The sequence below is a fragment of the Marinobacter azerbaijanicus genome (genome assembly GCF_030250645.1).
In the GTDB taxonomy this organism is placed as follows: domain Bacteria; phylum Pseudomonadota; class Gammaproteobacteria; order Pseudomonadales; family Oleiphilaceae; genus Marinobacter; species Marinobacter azerbaijanicus.
Genome location: NZ_JASSVS010000008.1, coordinates 34,358 through 51,846 on the forward strand (window position 1 = coordinate 34,358; position 17,489 = coordinate 51,846).

Annotated in this window: 18 protein-coding genes; 10 read left to right on the forward strand and 8 right to left on the reverse strand. The window is 57.5% G+C overall.

Translation table 11 applies throughout. The features are described 5' to 3' along the window. The 8 genes from ispF (at window position 1) to QPM17_RS15410 (ending at window position 7,163) form a co-directional block, all read left to right on the forward strand. Window positions 1-480, forward strand: a complete 480-nt coding sequence (ispF, locus tag QPM17_RS15375; protein WP_285391729.1) for a 2-C-methyl-D-erythritol 2,4-cyclodiphosphate synthase — start codon at window positions 1-3, stop codon at window positions 478-480. After that, complete coding sequence (gene truD / locus QPM17_RS15380; protein ID WP_285391730.1) at window positions 477-1,565, forward strand: tRNA pseudouridine(13) synthase TruD; 1,089 nt, start codon at window positions 477-479, stop codon at window positions 1,563-1,565. The genes ispF and truD overlap by 4 nt, the downstream gene beginning before the upstream one ends. A 109-nt stretch (window positions 1,566-1,674) precedes the next feature. After that, the gene (gene surE / locus QPM17_RS15385) at window positions 1,675-2,439 is read left to right on the forward strand and encodes a 5'/3'-nucleotidase SurE (RefSeq protein ID WP_285391732.1); all 765 of its coding nucleotides are present in this window, start codon (window positions 1,675-1,677) and stop codon (window positions 2,437-2,439) included. Beyond that, on the forward strand, window positions 2,439-3,095 hold the full coding sequence (locus QPM17_RS15390) for a protein-L-isoaspartate(D-aspartate) O-methyltransferase (protein ID WP_285391733.1): 657 nt from the start codon (window positions 2,439-2,441) through the stop codon (window positions 3,093-3,095). Before surE ends, QPM17_RS15390 begins: the two co-directional genes overlap by 1 nt. Window positions 3,096-3,169: 74 nt before the next feature. Next, window positions 3,170-4,060 (forward strand): DUF368 domain-containing protein, encoded by an 891-nt coding sequence (locus QPM17_RS15395; RefSeq protein WP_340366971.1) that lies wholly within the window; start codon window positions 3,170-3,172, stop codon window positions 4,058-4,060. Between the two features lie 374 nt (window positions 4,061-4,434). After that, a complete protein-coding gene (locus tag QPM17_RS15400) occupies window positions 4,435-5,205 on the forward strand; it encodes a peptidoglycan DD-metalloendopeptidase family protein (RefSeq protein WP_285391736.1) in 771 nt (256 codons plus the stop codon). A gap of 191 nt (window positions 5,206-5,396) precedes the next feature. After that, window positions 5,397-6,395: an RNA polymerase sigma factor RpoS gene (gene rpoS, locus QPM17_RS15405; RefSeq protein ID WP_285391737.1), complete on the forward strand. Its 999-nt coding sequence runs from the start codon at window positions 5,397-5,399 to the stop codon at window positions 6,393-6,395. A gap of 192 nt (window positions 6,396-6,587) precedes the next feature. Then, window positions 6,588-7,163 carry a chalcone isomerase family protein gene (locus QPM17_RS15410; RefSeq protein WP_285391738.1) on the forward strand — a complete coding sequence of 192 codons (576 nt, stop codon included), beginning with the start codon at window positions 6,588-6,590 and terminating at the stop codon, window positions 7,161-7,163. A 42-nt stretch (window positions 7,164-7,205) separates the two neighbouring features. Here QPM17_RS15410 and nth read toward each other — a convergent pair whose 3' ends face one another. The 8 genes from nth to metG are packed head-to-tail and all read right to left on the reverse strand — an operon-like array spanning window position 7,206 to window position 15,453. Beyond that, window positions 7,206-7,847, reverse strand: coding sequence for an endonuclease III (nth, locus tag QPM17_RS15415; protein ID WP_285391740.1), 642 nt, complete (start codon window positions 7,845-7,847; stop codon window positions 7,206-7,208). Between the two features lie 36 nt (window positions 7,848-7,883). Continuing rightward, window positions 7,884-8,594 carry an electron transport complex subunit E gene (locus tag QPM17_RS15420; RefSeq protein WP_285391741.1) on the reverse strand — a complete coding sequence of 237 codons (711 nt, stop codon included), beginning with the start codon at window positions 8,592-8,594 and terminating at the stop codon, window positions 7,884-7,886. Window position 8,595: 1 nt separating this feature from the next. Then, the gene (rsxG, locus tag QPM17_RS15425) at window positions 8,596-9,297 is read right to left on the reverse strand and encodes an electron transport complex subunit RsxG (protein WP_285391742.1); all 702 of its coding nucleotides are present in this window, start codon (window positions 9,295-9,297) and stop codon (window positions 8,596-8,598) included. Between the two features lie 3 nt (window positions 9,298-9,300). Then, window positions 9,301-10,353, reverse strand: coding sequence for an electron transport complex subunit RsxD (rsxD, locus tag QPM17_RS15430; protein WP_285391743.1), 1,053 nt, complete (start codon window positions 10,351-10,353; stop codon window positions 9,301-9,303). A 19-nt stretch (window positions 10,354-10,372) separates the two neighbouring features. Next, on the reverse strand, window positions 10,373-12,208 hold the full coding sequence (rsxC, locus tag QPM17_RS15435; protein ID WP_285391744.1) for an electron transport complex subunit RsxC: 1,836 nt from the start codon (window positions 12,206-12,208) through the stop codon (window positions 10,373-10,375). Beyond that, entirely contained in the window at window positions 12,208-12,786 is a 579-nt protein-coding gene (gene rsxB, locus QPM17_RS15440) for an electron transport complex subunit RsxB (protein ID WP_285391745.1), read from the reverse strand. Before rsxB ends, rsxC begins: the two co-directional genes overlap by 1 nt. A gap of 15 nt (window positions 12,787-12,801) precedes the next feature. Continuing rightward, window positions 12,802-13,383, reverse strand: coding sequence for an electron transport complex subunit RsxA (rsxA, locus tag QPM17_RS15445; protein WP_027831664.1), 582 nt, complete (start codon window positions 13,381-13,383; stop codon window positions 12,802-12,804). Window positions 13,384-13,419: 36 nt separating this feature from the next. After that, a complete protein-coding gene (metG, locus tag QPM17_RS15450; protein ID WP_285391746.1) occupies window positions 13,420-15,453 on the reverse strand; it encodes a methionine--tRNA ligase in 2,034 nt (677 codons plus the stop codon). Window positions 15,454-15,616: 163 nt separating this feature from the next. Between metG and apbC the strand changes: the two genes are divergently transcribed. Together apbC and dcd are read left to right on the forward strand one after the other, a co-directional pair. Continuing rightward, window positions 15,617-16,717 carry an iron-sulfur cluster carrier protein ApbC gene (gene apbC, locus QPM17_RS15455; RefSeq protein WP_285391748.1) on the forward strand — a complete coding sequence of 367 codons (1,101 nt, stop codon included), beginning with the start codon at window positions 15,617-15,619 and terminating at the stop codon, window positions 16,715-16,717. A 189-nt stretch (window positions 16,718-16,906) separates the two neighbouring features. After that, complete coding sequence (dcd, locus tag QPM17_RS15460; RefSeq protein WP_285391749.1) at window positions 16,907-17,473, forward strand: dCTP deaminase; 567 nt, start codon at window positions 16,907-16,909, stop codon at window positions 17,471-17,473. Window positions 17,474-17,489 lie beyond the last annotated feature (16 nt).

Genomic DNA, 17,489 nt, shown 5'->3' on the forward strand with positions numbered 1-17,489 from the left:
ATGCGAATCGGGCAAGGCTTCGATGTCCACGCGTTTTGCGAGGGCGATCAGGTAACCCTTGGAGGTGTCCCTATTCCGTTCAGTCAGGGCCTCAGGGCCCACTCTGACGGAGATGTACTGTTGCATGCCCTTGCAGACGCGTTGCTGGGAGCGGCAGCGCTTGGCGACATCGGTCATCTGTTTCCGGATACCAGTGATGAATGGGCCGGTGCTGATAGCCGGGATCTTCTGCGCAGGGTTGTAGGGCGCGTCGCGGATGAGGGCTTTGGGGTTGGCAATGTGGATGCGACCATTATTGCCCAGGCACCGAAAATGGCGCCCCACATTGAAGCCATGCGGCTTAACATTGCGGAAGACCTTGGTATTCCGGCCAGCAGGGTCAGCGTCAAGGCAACCACATCCGAAAAGCTTGGCTTTACCGGCCGGGGTGAAGGCATCGCCTGCCAGGCCATCTGTCTGCTCGAAGCGACAGCCTCATGATTGACACCCCGGACACCACAACGGAGAAATCCGGCTGGCGCACGGACTGGCCGACCTCCGGCGGAGGACGAGTGGCCAGTGCCGTGCTCAAGACCTGCCCCGAGGATTTTCTGGTTGATGAAGACCTGCCATTACCGGAAGCACTGACGAACGGTGGTGAGCATCTCTGTGTGCGGCTCGAAAAAAACGGTGACAATACCGATTATGTTGCACGTCAACTGGCGACCCTTTCCGGTTGCCGCCATTTCGATGTGGGTTTTTGTGGTCTGAAGGACCGCCATGCTGTCACCCGCCAATGGTTCAGTATTTACCGACCGGGCCAGGAGGATGACGACGCCACCTTCCTGAGCGCAGTGGCCGGAAACTGGCGGGTTCTGGCGCACCATCGTCAGGCCCGGAAGTTGCGGCGGGGGGATCACAGCGGCAACTACTTTGAGGTGGTGCTGAGGGACGTGTCGGGCGACCAGGCGGCCGTTGACCAGGCATTGACCCGTTTACGGGATGTGGGATGTCCGAACTATTTCGGGCCGCAGAGATTTGGCCATGGCGGAGCCAACCTGGATCGGGCACTGACCATGGATCCGTCAAGGCTGAATCGTCGTGGCGCCCGCAATGCCAAAAAGCGCGGAAGAGGGCGGTCAACCTCTGGCAGTAGCGACAGTAAAAACGTATTGTACTTTTCGGCGGCTCGCTCGTGGCTGTTTAATGAAGTGCTTGCCTTACGGGTGCGCAATGGTACCTGGCTGGACCCGATGGAGGGTGAACCCGGCACCAGCGATAGTCACGATATAATGGTGACAGGCCCCCTGTGGGGAGACGGTGGAACCGCTGCGGTGTCAGCCCAGGGCGAGCTTGAACGGGCGGTGATTGCCCAGCATCCCCAGCTGGCGGCGGTGTTTGCAACTACCCGCATGCAGCCGGAACGCCGGCCGCTGAAAATGTTGCCGGCAGCGCTCGACTGGCAATGGCAGGGGGGCGATCAACTGCTGCTGAAGTTCTGGCTTGCACCGGGGCAGTACGCAACCAGCTTGGTGAGCGATGTGTTCGAGATAACGGATGCAACGAGGGTTGCCGGGAGGGACTGATGCTTCCCGGTTAAAAAAAGGGGCGCGAGACCCCCGACAATAAAACACCCGGCGCCACTTTCCGGAACGGAAAGGCGGAAGCGGGGAATCAAGGCTAGCGGAGAATATTGTGCGAATTCTGTTGTCCAATGATGATGGCGTTCATTCACCCGGTCTGCAGGCGCTTTATGAAGGGCTTGTCGGAGTGGGGGATCTGGAGGTTGTAGCGCCGGATCGCGACCATAGTGGCGCAAGCAACGCATTAACGCTCAACCGCCCATTAACGGTGGAGGATCACCCAAACGGCTTCCGCTCCGTTGATGGAACCCCGACGGACTGTGTCCATCTTGGGGTGAACGGTCTGTTTGACGAACCGTTTGATCGGGTTGTGTCGGGAATCAATACTCACGCCAACCTCGGGGATGACATCATCTACTCCGGAACCGTTGCCGCTGCCACCGAGGGCAGGAATCTGGGCCTGCCTGCCATCGCAGTGTCACTGGTCAATGAAGGGCGCTTTCACTACGAAACGGCTGCCAGGGTTGTTCGGGTATTGCTGGAGAGCCAGGCCCCGCTGAAACTGGGCCCTCGCTGTATACTCAATGTGAATGTCCCCGATGTTCCCTGGGAAGAGCTCGCGGGTTTCCGTGTAACCCGCCTGGGGCATCGTGATCGTGCCGAGGGAGCGGTACCCATGACCTGTCCCCGCGGCAAGGCCCGTTACTGGATTGGTGCTGCCGGCGAAGGCAGTGATGCGGGCCCCGGTACCGATTTTAACGCTGTCCGTGAGAAGTATGTGTCCATTACCCCGGTCCAGGTGGATATGACCCGCCACGAAGTGCTCTCGTCCCTGAGGGAGTGGGTCGGTCTGCTGTCGGAACGGGAGGGGCGCTGATGGTCGCACAGATCGACGGCATCGGAATGACTTCCCGCAGAACCCGAATGCGATTGATACAGAGGTTGAGGGAAGCCGGCATAGCAGACGAGCAGGTGTTGCAGGCAATGTCGGATACTCCGCGCCACATTTTTCTGGATGAAGCCCTGGCCCATCGGGCCTATGAAGACACCTCATTACCCATTGGCTATAGCCAGACTCTGTCCCAGCCTTACATTGTGGCGCGAATGACAGAATCCCTGTTGCGCCACGCGCCACGTAAAGTACTGGAGCTGGGGACCGGGTCCGGTTATCAGACAGCGATCCTGGCCCGGCTGGTGGATCAGGTGTTCAGTGTTGAGCGAATCCGGCCGCTACAGGACAGGGCCCGGGACCGGCTCCGCCAGCTCGGTCTGCGCAATGTCATGCTCAAGCATGCCGACGGTGGCATGGGCTGGCCAGATCAGGGCCCATTCGACGGTATCATCGTGACAGCTGCGCCGCGGGAAATTCCTTCCGAGCTGAAAGATCAGCTGGCGGATGGTGGCGTAATCGTGGCCCCGATAGGTGAGGGAACCCAGATGCTGGTGGAAATGGTTCGTCATGGTGATCGGTTTGAAACCACAGAGATCGAGCCGGTGCGCTTTGTGCCCCTTTTGGGCGGGGTTGTGCGGTGATCTCAGAGCCCCAGCGACAAGACTCCACAGAACCGGCCCGGAACCACCATCCATTTGCTGTATTCCTCCGGGGCATGGCCATGGGAGCTGCCGATATCGTTCCGGGTGTTTCCGGGGGAACCATTGCCTTCATTACCGGCATCTATTTCAGGCTTCTGGAGGCAATCGGGGCGGCTCCCCAGGCGGTTTACCGGCACCTGTTCCGGGGCCAGTTAAAGGCATTCTGGCAGGCCTGTGACGGCTCCTTCCTGCTGGCATTGTTAGCGGGCATCATTGGCAGCATCGCCACCCTGGCGTCGGCCATCAGCTTTATCCTGGCGGAATATCCCATTCTTATCTGGAGCTTCTTCTTTGGCCTGATCGTCGCTTCCGTATGGCATGTGGGTCGTCAGGTCCGCCATTACAGGCCAGCTCTACTGTTGCCGTTACTTGCCGGGACCGTATTTGCCTGGTGGATCACTACATTACCCGCCAGTGAGCTTGCACCCTCCTCTCTGGTATTTTTTGGCGCCGGTGCCCTGGCCATCTGCGCCATGATACTTCCCGGTATATCGGGCAGCTTCATACTGGTCATTCTGGGTATGTATGTTCCGGTGCTGGATGCCATACGCGCACTGGATATTTCCACCCTGTTGATTTTCATGAGCGGCTGCCTGGTAGGGCTGCTGTCTGTTGCCCGGCTTATTACCTGGGCATTCCGGCATTTTCACGATCCGGTTCTGGCCCTGCTTACCGGGTTTATGGTGGGAGCTCTGAACAAGGTATGGCCCTGGAAAGAAACCCTGAGCTGGCGGACCAACAGCGCTGGCGAGCTGGTTCCGCTTAACGAGGCGAGCATCAGTCCGTTGGGCTATGCTGAGATGACGGGGCAGGATCCACAGCTGTTACTGGCATTACTCTGCGCTTCGGTGGGGCTGTTACTGGTATTGCTGGTAGAGTGGGCCGGCAGTAATAGAACTGCCTGACGGTTGAGGTCAGGAAAGCCGCATCCCGGTCGGATTTGTGACACTGTTCACTGGTGTGTCGGGACAAAGTGTTACTTTTTGCTCATCAAGGGTGTTTCTGGCGGTAACAAAAGCAACAGGCAGGTAACTTGGCTTCCCGTCCAAAATATGCAATAAATTAGTAGGTTACTTACAACACTTTATAAACTGCCGTATTTTTTATACGAATTTTCAATAACGGGCATATTTTTATTCTTTTTAGATCAGTGCGTGGGTTTATTACCGCTGCAAAGGCAGCCCTCCCGCGGCTCCCCTCCGGTGCCCCTGTCCTTTCGTGCTCGAAAAAGCGCGCACGCTACCTTGCCTTCCCCTTTATTCTGTCCTGCCTGTTGTTGATGCCAGTACTGCTGACTGGCTGTAATACCCAGGCCATTTACCAGGACGACCGCTATAACCCGCCTGTGTACTGGGGGCGTCATGTGGTCAAGCCAGGCGAAACCCTCTATAGCATCGCCTGGCGGTATGGCCGGGATTACCGTGAACTTGGTGATGCGAACAACATGACATCTCCCTATAACCTGAAGGCGGGACAGGTGCTAAGGCTTGATGTTCGCGGAAATGTAACATCATCCGGAGACAATCGGAGCAGCAACAGGAAAGCAGCCTCTTCGTCGCCCCAGCGTTCTGCCCCCAGTGTCTCCCGTCAGCAGGAGCCGCAATCGGAATCCAGACCGTCGGTTTCGAAGGCACCGGACAGGTCTTCGCCGATAACCGGACAGACGCAGACAGTTGCCAGTATCGCCTGGCGCTGGCCACACGTTGGCACCGTAATTGCAGGTTATTCGACATCCGGGAAAGTCAATAAAGGTATTGATATTGCTGGAAAAGAAGGAGACTCTGTAAGAGCGGCGGCAAGTGGTAACGTCGTCTATGCCGGAAGCGGGTTACTTGGCTACGGCAATCTGATTATAGTGAACCACAACGAGCACTATTTGAGTGCTTACGCACATAACCGGAAGATTCTGGTGCAGGAAGGGGAGGATGTAAAAGCCGGACAGGTCATCGCTGAACTGGGAACCAGCGGCACGGATCGGCCAAGGTTGCATTTTGAAATCCGGAAAAATGGCAATCCTGTCGACCCCATGCACTACCTCCCATCCCGATGAGACGGACTTGCGACACAAAACCTGAAGCCGGCATCATAGACACTCAACACCAAAACAAGAATTGGTGGTGTGATAATCGCCACAGCTAGCAATAGATGTCCTGAACAAGAAAACGAATAAACAGCAGGCGCTCGCAATAACAAGAATACGTGAGCGAATATCCAGGATGATTGAAAGGCGGGGCAAGAGTTATGTCAGCAGAACATGAAGAACTCATCATCGATCGTGTATCCGACGTCGAGGATGCCGACGATCCACTGTTAGCAGAAGACAAAGTAGAAAAAGAAGCTGCCGAAACCGAGGCGGTCGAAACAGAAGACGGAATTCCGGCCCAGGGCCGTTATTTCACCAGCCAGAAACAGCTGGATGCCACCCAGCTCTATCTCAATGAAATCGGGTTTTCTCCACTACTTACACCGGAAGAAGAAGTCTATTTTGCGCGGCTTGCCCGCAAGGGCGAAGAGTCCGGTCGCAAACGCATGATCGAGAGTAACCTTCGTCTGGTCGTCAAGATTGCCCGTCGTTATGTGAACCGTGGTTTAACGTTGCTGGATCTAATCGAAGAAGGAAATCTGGGGCTGATCCGGGCCGTGGAAAAGTTTGATCCCGAACGCGGATTCCGCTTTTCCACTTACGCCACCTGGTGGATTCGCCAGACCATTGAGCGGGCCATCATGAATCAGACCCGCACCATTCGTCTTCCCATTCATGTGGTCAAGGAGCTCAATCTCTACCTGCGGGCGGCCAGAGAACTCACCCAGAAACTGGACCATGAGCCTTCGGCAGAAGAAATCGCAACCATGGTGGATAAGCCGGTCTCTGATGTGAAGCGGATGCTCGGTTTGAATGAGCGTGTTGCCTCCATGGACACCCCTATCGGTAGCGGCGGAGAGAAGTCACTGCTGGATACCGTTGCGGATGAAGGCGCATCAGACCCGGCCGATCTTCTGCAGGATAACAACATGTGTTCCTGTGTTGAGAAGTGGATTGACCAGCTCAGTGACAAGCAACAGGAAGTGCTCTCCCGTCGTTTTGGTCTGAGAGGTTACCCCATCAGTACTCTTGAAGAAGTGGGGCAGGAGATTGGCCTGACCCGTGAGCGGGTTCGCCAGATCCAGGTGGAGGCGCTCCGCCGCCTGCGGGAAATTCTGGAGAAAGAAGGACTGTCCGGAACCATGCTTTTCAAATAACTGGTTCTGCCCAGCAAAAAAACCGGCCCGCTACGCGCGCCGGTTTTTTTTTGCGTTGCCAAATGAGAACCAGCCGGCGTAAGGGGTGGTTTGCTCCCTGTTAAACTTGCCTGGCCGGGGTGGGATAAGGGTGTCGAACTCCGGCAAATAATCACGAGACATTCAATAATAATGATCAATAAGGAAAGGACGATGAAAAAGGCTCTATCAACAGGATTTGCCTCACTGCTGCTGACCGCAGCCCTGTCAGCCCCGGCTTCCGCTCTGACTATAGAGGGCGTGGACCTGCCGGATACCTACTCGGCGATGGACACCGAGTTGAAACTAAACGGCGCGGGTACCCGCTCAAAGTGGTTTATGGATCTGTACATCGGTGGTCTGTATGTGCCGGAGACCATTGACGATGGCCAGGCCATTATCAATGCGGACGAGCCCCAGGCCATTACCCTTCACATTATTTCCGGGATGATCACCAGCGACAAAATGAAGTCTGCCACCATGGAGGGTTTTGAGAACTCCACAGGGGGTGGCCTGTCGGCAATCCAGGATGATGTGGACGCATTTCTCGACGTATTTTCCGAGGAGATCAATGACGGTGACGTCTTTGATCTGGTCTACCTTCCGGGTGAGGGCGTGCGTGTGCTGAAAAATGGCGAGGAGCGCGCCACCATCGGTGACCTGGAATTCAAGAAGGCTCTGTTTGGTATCTGGCTTTCAGATGAGCCTGCCCAGAAAGACCTGAAAGAGAAAATGCTGGGCCAGCGATAACAGCCCGGTAGAAGCCGGAGCCCCCATGAGTGGGGCCCGGCTTCACTCCATATAGTCTCTTTTGTATTTGTATTCGCAAAGATCCTCGATAATACAGGAGCCGCACCTGGGCTTTCGCGCGGTACAGGTATAGCGTCCGTGCAGGATCAGCCAGTGGTGGGCGTCCAGCAGGAACTCCTTCGGCACCACGCGCATCAGGCGCTTTTCCACTTCCAGAACATTCTTGCCCGGGGCAATACCGGTACGGTTGGACACTCGGAAAATGTGCGTATCCACTGCCATGGCCGGTTGCCCAAAGGCAGTGTTCAGCACCACATTGGCGGTTTTCCGGCCCACACCCGGCAGCGCTTCCAGATCTTCCCGGTTATCGGGAACCTCGCCTCCATGCTTCTCAATCAGCGCCCGACAGGTCTTGATGACGTTCTCAGCCTTGCTGTTAAAAAGCCCGATGGTCTTGATGTACTCTTTCAGCCCGTCCACTCCCAGCGCAAGGATTTTCTCCGGTGTGTTGGCGACCGGGAAGAGTTTTGCTGTTGCCTTGTTCACACCGACGTCGGTTGCCTGGGCTGATAGGATCACGGCGATCAGCAGTTCGAACGGGCTGGAGTAGTTCAGCTCGGTTGTCGGTGTGGGGTTAGCGTCCCGGAGACGGGTGAATATTTCGGTACGTTTTTCCTTGTTCATGGGCAATCCGCTATCTGAAAGGTGGTCACGGGCTGATCAGGAAACATGGCCTGTCACTCGTACTCGCTTGCTGCCGGCCACCACGGGTTCGGCTGCCTTGCGGCGGGCCTTGATATGATTGTCGATGCCGTTCTTGAGGGCAATGAGAAGCCCGAGCCCGACAAATGCACCGGGTGGCAGAACCATGAACAGCACATCCGGATACTGCTCCAGTGGGTGGAAGCCCCAGTCTTCGGCCATGGGGCCCAGAAGCAAGTCCATATCGACAAACAGGGTGCCCTGACCAACCAGTTCCCGCATGGCGCCAAGGAGAACCAGCACTACCAGAAACCCGATACCCATCATGGCGCCGTCCAGTGCCGCAGGCAGGGGTGGGTTCTTGGAGGCAAAGGCGTCAGCGCGGCCGAGAATGGCGCAATTGGTCACGATCAGCGGGATGAATATGCCCAATATCTGGTAGAGCTCATAGGTATAGGCCTGCATCAGCAGTTCTGCGCAGGTGACGAACGAAGCGATGATCATCACAAAGGCCGGCAGGCGTACCGACTCACTGACAAAGTTTCGAATCAGCGAGACCGCCAGGTTTGAGCCTGTGAGTACCAGCAGGGTGGCGAGCCCGAGACCAATGGCATTGACCACGGTACTGGTTACCGCTAGCAGGGGGCACAGGCCCAGCACCTGAACCAGGGCCGGGTTGTTGGTCCACAAACCGTCACGGATGATCTCTGAACTGGGTTTGGTCGCCATATTACGAATGCTCCCGTTCTGGTGTCTGACCGGCGATCTCTTCCGGGGTAAGGGGGTTTTTCCGGGGTGACGCCGGCTCGTTCAGGATGTCGCGAATGTCACTGCGGTGTTCGCGGAAATAGATTAGGGATTTCTGTACGGCCTTTACGACAGCCCTCGGGGAAATGGTGGCACCAGTGAACTGATCGAACACACCGCCATTTTTCTTGACGTTCCAGCGTTTTGGTTCAGGGTTCCCGAGAGAACGGCCGGTGAACGAATGAATCCAGTCGGATTTCTTGGTTTCTATGCGGTCCCCGAGACCGGGCGTCTCACGATGACTGGTGACTCTCACGCCCAGTATTTCGCCCTCCAGATTCACACCAACCAGCAGGTGAATGTCGCCCGAGTAACCGTCAGGTGCCACCACCGGCATGATCAGGCCCGTTGGTCGACCGTTGCGGCGCGCGACCCATGCGGTGACCGGCTCCCCGGAATCCAACCGTTTGTTGGCGGGAAGCTCAACGGTGTCAGTGAGCAGATTGTTGTCATGCTCACTCTCCGGAATGATTTCAAACAGGGCCTTTGCCTCTGCGCGGGCGGCCTGTTCCTCTATGCGTTCGGCCGTCATCACCTGGGTTACCGCAATGGTTCCGCCGGTAATGATGGCAAACAGGCCAAGGCCAATGGCGTTGCGACGGATGGACTGTGCGAGTGCTGCCATGACTTACCCCTGAGACTTGCCGGGAATGCCGCGCCGGGGCTTGTGGTGCCCATAGGTGCGCGGTGGCGTGTAGTGATCGATAAACGGCACGGCAAAGTTCATCAGCAGCACACTGAAAGCCACCGCGTCCGGGTAGGCGCCCCAGGTGCGAATCAGGTAGACCAGAACACCAATGCCGGCACCGTAGATCAGCTTGCCCTGATGACTGGAAGCGGAAGATACCGGGTCGGTGGCAATGAAAAACGCCCCCAGCATGGTACCCCCTGCCAGCAGGTGGATGGACAGGGGCGCGTATTGATCGGCATTACTGCCGAAGGCAAGACTCATGACGACCAGGCCAGCAAGCATACTGACAGGAATGTGCCAGGTAATGATCCTCAGGCCGATGAGAACGAGGCCACCGGCCAGAAAAGCAGCGTTAACCCATTCCCATCCCCGGGCGACGCCTTCGCCAAAGGTGGGGTGCTCAAGCACTTCTGCCGCGGTATGGGTAGCAATCTTGTGTTTGTACTCATCCAGAGGCGTGGCCATGGTGTAAGCGTCCACCACCGTTTGCTGGCTGGAGGCGATCATGCTCAGGGTTTCCCCGAACCCCGGGGCGGTTTCCCACAGCAGGCCAGGCTGGGCCCAGTTGGTGGTCATGGCCACCGGGAAGGAAATCAGCACCAGGGCATAGCCTACCATTGCGGGGTTGAACGGATTGGAGCCCAGGCCGCCGTAGAGCTGTTTGGCCATGACAATAGCCGCAATAACCGCCACGGCCGATACCCACCAGGGGGCGAACTGCGGTAGAGAGAGTCCCAGCAGGAGGCCAGTGACCGCCGCAGTGTTGTCTTTCAGGAAGAAGGCCACTGGGCGCTTACGAATCTTCAGGATAGCGGCTTCGGCGGCAAGAGCCACGGCAATACACCACACCACGTTGATCAGGTTGCCCCAGCCAAAGAACAGGGTTTGTGCAAGCAGGCCGGGCAGGGCGGCCAGTATCACCCACAGCATCACCTGCGACGTGGAGCGGGCATTTCGGGCATGGGGAGAAGACTGTTGAGCAAGTGCCATTAACGTTTGGGCCTGTTCATCATGTGTCAGTCGTTTGGGCTTCGGTGGCTTCTGCGTATCGCCGGGCTTCGGCCAGAGCCTCTTCTGCCCTTTTCACCCGGTCGTGGTTCTTGGTGACGGCCCGCTCCAGTTTCTCGACGTTGTCAGCATTTTCCGCTTTTGCATCATCCAGCATGCTCTGCATGGTGTTGAGCTTGGCCGTGGCCTGGCTGAGCTGTTTTTCCAGCGCCTCTATATCCGGTGCCGGCTGGCTTTCAGTCTCATCACGGCTCTTGCTGTCTGCTTCCGCCGACTGTGGTGCTTTGGCCTTTTTGCGGGCCAGGGCTTCCTGAACCTGAGCTGCTCTGGCGGCGCGTTCGTCTGCAGGCTGGCCCTGGGACTCGGCTTTTTCGGCTTCTGCCTGTTTCTTCGCCTGAGCTTCGGCGGCTGCCTTTGCCCGCTCCTTTCGGCGCTGTTCTTTCTCCTGCTTTTCCCGCTCCAGTCTTGCCTGGCGGGCCTCAAAACGTTCACGGGCGCGGTCGGCCTTCAGCTGTTCGGCCTGCTGTACCCGGATTTCGCCTTTGGCGGCACGGTAATACTGCACCAGGGGAATGGAGCTGGGGCAGACATAGGAACAGATGCCACACTCAATGCAGTCAAACAGGTTCAGATGCTCGGCCTTGTCGAGCTCACCAGCTCTGGAGTACCAGAACAGCTGCTGGGGCAGCAGCTCCATGGGGCATGCTTCGGCGCATGCCCCACAACGGATACAGGGTTGCTCTGGCGCGGGGTCAGGTAGTTCCGCGGCGGTGGCTGCAATCACGCAGTTGCTGGTTTTCACCACCGGAACGGCCGGAGTCTCAAGGGTGTAGCCCATCATCGGCCCCCCCAATACCAGACGGTGAAGCGCATTCTCGTCCAGTCGCGCCTGCGCCAGCAGGTAGTCAATTGGCGTACCAATCAACACCTCGAAATTGCCCGGATCGGCCACCGCCTGGCCAGTAACGGTGGTGACGCGAGAAATCAGAGGCTCACCGTTAAAAACGGCTCTGCCTACAGCGATAGCAGTACCCACGTTCTGACACATCACGCCGATATCGGCCGGTATGCCACCGCTGGGCACTTCCATACCGGTGAGGATCTGAATAAGCTGTTTTTCGCCACCGGACGGGTACTTGGTGGGGATGACTGCAATTTCAGTCTGTGTGCCCTCGGCGGCTTTCCTGAGCGCTGCAATGGCCTCCGGTTTGTTGTCCTCCACAGCAATTACGCAGCGCTCCGGGCGCAGCAGCCATGCCATGATCCGTAAGCCGGCGAGGATCTCGTCTGCCTTTTCCCGCATCGACATATCGTCGGCGGTGATATAGGGCTCGCATTCGGCACCGTTGAGAATCAGCGTGTTCACTTTACGGTCTTTCGGCGGACGCAGCTTGATGCTGGTCGGGAAGCCTGCGCCCCCCATGCCTGATATACCTGCTTCCCGGATCAGGTCCAGAACGGCTTCCCGCTCCAGTTCGCGGAAGTTGGCGACAGGGCTGAGAGTTGTCCACTCATCCTTGCCGTCGGGCCGGAGGGTAATGCACCAGTCGCTCATACCGGAAGGGTGAGGAACCGGTTGCAGGCTGACGGATTCGATGGTGCCGGAAGTGGGGGCATGGACGGGAACACCCATGCCGCCGGTAACGTCGGCAATCTTCTGACCCTTCAGAACCCGTTCCCCCACTTCCACGCAGGCCTCAGCCGGATCGCCGATGTGTTGCTGTAGCGGCAACACCAGCAACTCGGGAATACCCGCCCTGGTGATGGGTCTGGCAGTGGAAATGTGCTTGTTTTCGGCCGGATGGATGCCGCCGGAGAAGTCCCAGAGCTGTGTCATCAGGCGCTGGCTCCCTGGCGATCGGTGGCGATCACGCCCGAACCGGGCGGCGTCCAGGTCCACGAGCGGATGTCCGGCTCCACGGTTACCATGTCGATGCAATCCACCGGGCAGGGTTCCACGCAGAGGTCACAACCGGTGCACTCGCTCTCGATGACCGTGTGCATATGTTTTGCCGCACCCAGGATGGCGTCCACCGGACACGCCTGGATGCACTTGGTGCATCCGATACATTCATCTTCACGGATAACCGCGACGCGCTTGGCCTGTTCCACACCGTGTTCCGCATCCAGCGGTTCGGGCTCCACATCCAGCAGGTCCGCCAGGGCCTTGATGGTGGTTTCACCGCCAGGGGGACACTTGTTGATGGGCCCGCCGTTGGCAATGGACTCAGCGTAGGGGCGGCAGCCGGGATAGCCGCATTGACCGCATTGGGTCTGGGGTAGCAGGGAATCGATCTGGTCTACCAGAGGATTACCTTCAACCCGGAAACGTTCGGCAGCAAAGCCCAGAAGGCCGCCAAAGACCACGGCCAGCGCGAGCAGAACCAGTACGGCAATCAGTATGCTCGTCCACATAACAAAAACGCTCCGTCAGACGCTGACCAGGCCGGTAAAACCCAGGAAAGCCAGTGACATCAACCCAGCCGTTACCATACCAATGGCGGCGCCCCGGAAGGCAACCGGCACATCGGCTACAGCAATACGTTCCCTCATGGCAGCGAACAGCACCAGTACCAGGGAAAAACCCGCTGCGGCGCCAAAACCGTAAAGGACAGACTCCACGAAGTTGTTGTTTTTGTTGATGTTGAGCAGTGCAACGCCGAGAACGGCGCAGTTGGTAGTGATCAGTGGCAGGAAGATGCCCAGTACCCGGTAGAGCAGGGGGCTGGTCTTGCGAACCACCATTTCCGTGAACTGTACCACTACAGCGATGACCAGAATAAAGGTAATCGTTCTCAGAAATGCGAGGTCAAGCGGTTCCAGCAGATAGGTATAAGCCAGATAGCTGCACACTGACGCGAGGGTGAGCACAAAGGTGGTGGCAAGCGACATACCCATGGCGGTTTCCAGTTTTCCGGACACGCCCATGAAGGGGCAGAGCCCCAGGAACTGCACCAGCACAAAATTGTTCACCAGTATGGTGCTGACCAGGATCAGCAGATACTCAGTCATCAGCCCTGCTCCGTCACTTGCTGGAACCCCATCCTGTTACATGATCCGCATGCCGGGGATAGCGCCGGAGTCGGGAGACAGGATAAAGATATCCTTGCCCCCCGGCCCTGCCGCCAGAACCATACCTTCGGACATCCCGAACTTCATTTTCCTTGGCTTGAGGTTGGCAACCATCACCGTCAGCCGCCCTTCCAGATCCTCTGGCTTGTACGCAGACTTGATACCAGCAAACACATTGCGTTCGCCATGCCCCACGTCAAGGGTCAGGCGAAGAAGCTTGTCCGCGCCTTCCACATGCTCAGCTTTGACTATTTTAACAACCCGAAGATCCACTTTCGCGAAATCCCCGAATTCTATCTCGTCGGCGATGGGCTCAAGATTGGCTTCTGGCGCTTTCTGTCCCGTCGCTGCAGGCAATTCTTCCTTCGAGGCGTCAAGCATCTTCTCGATCTGGGTCATATCGACGCGGTTCATCAGTGGCTTGAACTTGTTGATGCCGTGGTTCTCCAGCCGCTCTTCCCGTTTGTTCCAGTCCAGCGGCGCCTTCAGGAACGCCTCCGAGGCTTTCGCGGTTTCCGGCAGTACCGGTGCCAGGTAGGTCATCAGAAGATGGAACATGTTGATGGCATTGGTGCAGATGGCCTGCAGGTTGTCATCCTGGCCTTCCTGCTTGGCAATCACCCAGGGTTGCTCATCGTTTACATACTGGTTGGCGACATCCGCCAGCTCCATGATGCGCCGCATGGCACGGCCGAATTCCCGGCCTTCGTAAAAGTCCGCGATTTCATCGCCGGCATCGATGAACTCTTTCAGCTTGTCGTGCTCGGTTACGGTGCCTAGCTGGCCATCAAAGCGCTTGGTAATAAACCCGGCACTGCGGCTGGCAATGTTCACCACCTTGCCGACCAGGTCCGAGTTGACTCGCGCGGCGAAGTCTTCCAGGTTCAGGTCCATGTCATCGACGCTACCGGTAAGTTTGGCGGCGAAGTAGTAGCGCAGGTATTCCGGGTTCAGATGATCCAGGTAGGTGCGGGCCATGATGAAGGTGCCGCGGGACTTGGACATCTTCTTGCCGTTCACCGTCACGAAACCATGGGCCCAGACCGCACTCGGCGTACGGAAACCGGCGCTGTGGAGCATGGATGGCCAGAACAGGGCGTGGAAGTTGATGATGTCCTTGCCGATGAAGTGGTAGACCTCGGCAGTGGAATCCGCTTTCCAGAAGTGCTCGAAATCAATGCCTTCCCGGTTGCACAGGTTTTTGAAGCTGGCCAGGTAGCCGATAGGGGCATCGAGCCAGACATAGAAGTACTTGCCCGGGGCGTCCGGAATCTCGAAACCGAAGTAGGGCGCGTCGCGGCTGATATCCCATTCCTGGAGGCCGGCATCCAGCCACTCTGCCAGTTTATTGGCTACCTGGGGCTGCAGGGTGCCACTGCGGGTCCAGTTGGCGAGAAAATCCGCAAATGCCGGCAGGCGGAAAAAATAGTGCTCGGATTCTTTTTCGATGGGCGTGGCGCCGGACACCGCCGAGCGCGGGTTGATCAGCTCTGCCGGGGTATAGGTGGCGCCGCAGGCCTCGCAATTGTCCCCATACTGGTCTTCGGTTTTACATTTGGGGCAGGTGCCCTTGATAAACCGGTCCGCCAGGAACATGTTCTTTTCCGGATCGTACGCCTGGGTGATCTTGCGGGTGGCAATGTGGCCGTTTTCCTGCAGCTGGCGGTAGATGTATTCCGAGAACTGACGGTTTTCTTCGGAATGGGTGGTGTAATAGTTGTCGAAGCGGATATGGAAGCCGCCGAAATCCTCCTGGTGCTCCTGTCGTATGCGGTCAATCAGGTTTTCGGACGAGATGCCTTCCCGCTCGGCCCGCAGCATGATGGCGGTACCGTGAGCGTCGTCGGCACAGACGTAGTAGCAGTTCTGGCCTCGCATTTTCTGATAGCGCACCCAGATGTCGGTCTGAATGTATTCCAGCAGATGGCCCAGATGGATGGGGCCATTGGCGTACGGCAGGGCGCTGGTTACCAGAATATCGCGCTGTTGCTTTGAACTCGCTTGCGTCATGTTGTGGTCCGAACCTTCATTCGTCAGGAGTTGGGCGTTCGCGTTTGCAGGCCTTGTTCAGGATCAAAACTCCTTATGGCCAGAAACGGGCACAGATGATACCTTCCAAGCAAAGTTTTTTCACCCGAAACACCTGCTTTCAGCGCTATATCCGGAGACTCCCATGGCACAGATTTCACAGCACGCACTGGAAACTGCGGTAAAACAGTACCGCGACCCATACCTGGGCAAGGATCTGTATGAACTGGGCGCGGTGAAATCCCTGACGACGGACGACAATGGCAAGGTAACCGTCATGATCGAGTTGCCATATCCCTCAAAGGGGATCGCCGGCGCCCTGAAGGAACTGCTCACCAACGCCCTAGACGACGTTGAAGGCGTGGAGAGCGTCGATGTCCACGTGGGACAGCGCATCCACTCCCATAAGGGCCAGAAAGATATCCAGTCCGTTCCCGGGGTGAAAAACATCATTGCGGTTGCCTCCGGAAAGGGCGGTGTGGGCAAATCCACCACCGCCGTCAACCTGGCACTGGCCCTGCAGGCCGAAGGCGCCCGCGTGGGCATCCTCGACGCCGACATCTACGGCCCCAGCATCGGCATGATGCTGGGCGTGCCCGAAGGCAAGCGCCCGGACACCCGGGAAAACAAATACTTCGTGCCCATGGAAGCCCATGGCCTGCAGGCCAACTCCATGGCCTTCGTCGTCACCGACAAAACCCCCATGGTATGGCGCGGCCCCATGGTCAGCGGCGCCGTCATGCAACTGCTCCAGCAGACCCTGTGGAACGAACTGGACTACCTTATCCTCGACATGCCTCCGGGCACCGGCGATATCCAGCTAACCATCGCCCAGAAAGTCCCGGTTACCGGTGCGGTCATCGTTACCACGCCCCAGGACATCGCCCTGCTGGACGGTAAGAAAGGCATCGAAATGTTCCGCAAAGTGGAAATCCCTGTATTGGGCGTCGTGGAAAACATGAGCGTTCACATCTGCAGCAACTGCGGCCACGAAGAACCCCTGTTCGGCCACGGCGGCGGCGAACGCATCGCTGAAGAATACGACACCACGTTACTGGGCCAGCTACCGCTGCACATGACCATCCGCGAACAGACCGACGGTGGCACGCCCTCAGTCGTGGCGGAACCCGACTCGGAAGTGGCAAGACGCTACAAAGACATCGCCCGGCGGGTAGGCGCGGAACTGTCCACGAGAGAGAGAAATCTCACCGGTTCCATTTCCAGTGTATCTGTAACCGAACACTGATCCCGGTAGACAGGCTGATCCACGCAAACTGTCAGATCGCGGCTGCGAAGAGGGCGTGTTTCAAACCCGCCCTCTTCGCAGCCGCAGCCCCCAAGCTAGAGGTGGGATTCAAAAGCCCAAAGCTTCGACAGACAAAAATCGAACAGGTAAACTACCGCCTCTCTTTTTTATGGATACGAGACGTCACCCATGAGCATCAAATCCGACCACTGGATTCGCCGGATGTCCCGGGAACACGGAATGATCGAGCCCTTCGAGTATGATCAGGTCCGCGAAACCGAAAAAGGCCGCGTAATATCCTACGGAACATCCAGCTACGGCTACGATGTCCGTTGCAGCAACGAATTCAAGATCTTCACCAACGTTCACTCGGCCACCGTGGACCCGAAGAACTTCGACGACAACAGCTTCGTCAACTACACCGGCGACGTCTGCATCATCCCGCCGAACTCCTTCGCCCTGGCGCGCACGGTGGAATACTTTCGTATTCCCCGCAGTGTACTGACCATCTGCCTTGGCAAATCCACTTACGCCCGTTGCGGTATCATCGTTAACGTCACACCGCTGGAGCCGGAGTGGGAAGGGCAGGTGACCCTGGAGTTTTCCAACACCACCAACCTGCCGGCCAAAATCTACGCCAACGAAGGCGTTGCCCAGATGCTCTTTTTCGAGTCCGACGAGATCTGCGACATCAGTTACAAGGACCGGGGCGGAAAATACCTGGGCCAGACAGGTGTGACCCTGCCGCGAGCATGAGCGCCCAGGCCACAGA